Here is a 1,871-nt window from a genome sequence, read left to right as displayed (position 1 = left end):
CCCATTCTCAAACAGGCTCTTAGGGAGACATGAGGCGGTTCTGCATTCTGGAGCGCCGCCGCCAAACTGATGCCGCGTCTGCGGAGGAAGCCTGCACGACCCGAAGCCGTATTGACACATCATCTGAAATGTCAGTTGATATGGCTATGCCGGTCAACCGAAGCCGGCTGTTCGAACTCAGGGAGTCACCTCGTTGATGCAGCTAGGCTGGAGAGCGCTGGGCGCTCTCGCCGCGATGGCGCTCGCCTTTGGCCCTGCCGTCGCACAAGACTTTCCGGAAGGGCCGGTGACGGTCGTGGTGGGTGCCAATCCAGGTGGCGGCAGCGACACCATCGCACGCTTGGTGGCGCAGGAGTTCTCAAAGCTGCTCGATGAATCGGTGGTGGTGGAGAACCGTCCGGGTGCCTCCAATACGATCGGTGCATCGGCAACGGCCAAAGCCAAGCCGGATGGCCACACCCTGTTTGTCGCGGCCAGTACTCCTGTCTCCATCGCGCCGCATCTGCTCGACCTCGACTACGACACGCTGGAAGACCTGCAGCCGGTCGGTCTCATCACGCTCGTGCCCAACGTGCTCGTGGTGAACAAGGACATGGGCGTGGACAGCGTGGCTGATCTGGTCGCCTACATGAAGGAGAACCCGGGAAGCGTGAAATACGGCTCGTCGGGCTTCGGCACGACCCACGTCATCCTGGCCGAGCAGTTCAACATGGCCGCCGACGTGAAGTCGGTTCACGTGCCCTATCCTGGTGCTGCGCCTACTCAGATCGACATCATTGCGGGGGTCATCCACATGACCTTCGATACCGTTCCGGCTGCTGCGGCGCAGATCAAGGCGGGCAATCTGAAGCCGATTGCGGTCACAAGCCCGGAGCGTCTGCCGGACATGCCGGACGTGCCGACGATCCGGGAGGCCGGCTACCCGGAAGTCGAGATGCAGACGATGTACGCGCTCTACACGACCGGCGGCACGCCGAGGCCGATCGTGGACAAGCTCAATGCCACCTTGGCGGCGGCGCTGGAAGACCCGGCCTTCCGGCAGCGCATCCTGGAGTTCGGCGGCACGGTCCAGGTGATGAGCACTGAAGAGTTCGAGGCCTTCAACCGCGAAGAATACGACCGCTACGGCGAGGTGATCCGCAAGGCCAACCTCAAGGCGGCGATGAACTAATTGCGCGACCGGCCCCGCTTCATGCGGGGCATTCCCCTTCCTGCCAAAGGATCTACTGGTGTCGAAGACGTACGAGATCGCCGTCGTGCCTGGCGACGGCATCGGCCCTGAAGTGTGTGCGGCCGCCGTCGAGACGATCTGCGCTGCCGCCGGCAGAAGCGTGTTCAGCCTCGTCGAGCTTCCCGCCGGCGCTGCGCACTTCCAGAAAAGCGGCACCGCCTTGCCGGAGGAGACGTTCCAGGCCTGCAAGGCGGCTGGTGCGATCCTGCACGGTGCGGCGGGCATTCCTGGCGTCGTCTATCCAGACGGCACTGAGGCTGGGATCGAGTTCGGTCTGCAGCTCCGCTTCCGCTTGGACCTCTACGCCAATGTCCGCCCAATCCGTCTGCATCCTGGTGTGACGTCCCCTCTCAAAGACGCAGCTCCGGGCGACATCGACTACGTGATCCTGCGTGAGAACACCGAGGGACTCTATGCCAGCCGCGGCAGCGGCAGCAATCTGAGGGACGAGGTTGCGACCGACACGCTGGTCATGACCCGCAAGGGCGTGGAACGGATCGCCCGGAAGGCGTTCGAGCTGGCACGCCAGCGCAACGGCGCACCCAAGGACGGCCGGAAGCGGGTGACGGTCTGCGACAAGGCCAACGTGCTGCGCAGCTACGCCTTCTTCCGCAAGGTCTGCCAGGAGGTGGCCGAGGAA

General features: G+C 63.8%; 2 protein-coding genes. Both read left to right on the top strand.

The genetic code is table 11. From position 1 onward, the window contains the following. Window positions 1-196 precede the first annotated feature (196 nt). Window positions 197-1,171, top strand: coding sequence for a Bug family tripartite tricarboxylate transporter substrate binding protein (locus EQG76_RS30425; protein WP_235031639.1), 975 nt, complete (start codon window positions 197-199; stop codon window positions 1,169-1,171). Window positions 1,172-1,229: 58 nt separating this feature from the next. Next, the coding region (locus tag EQG76_RS30420) for an isocitrate/isopropylmalate family dehydrogenase (protein ID WP_235031638.1) at window positions 1,230-1,871 on the top strand (642 nt) is incomplete at its 3' end.

The organism is Geminicoccus flavidas (genome assembly GCF_009806515.1).
GTDB classification, from domain to species: Bacteria; Pseudomonadota; Alphaproteobacteria; order Geminicoccales; family Geminicoccaceae; genus Geminicoccus; species Geminicoccus flavidus.
Note: the sequence above shows the minus strand (reverse complement) of the source record. Positions and strands in the feature narration are given on the sequence as shown.

Bases quoted from the DNA above. Each gene is read 5' to 3' on its own strand.
- EQG76_RS30425 (WP_235031639.1), top strand. From the start codon at position 197: ATGCAGCTAGGCTGGAGAGCGCTGGGCGCTCTCGCCGCGATGGCGCTC.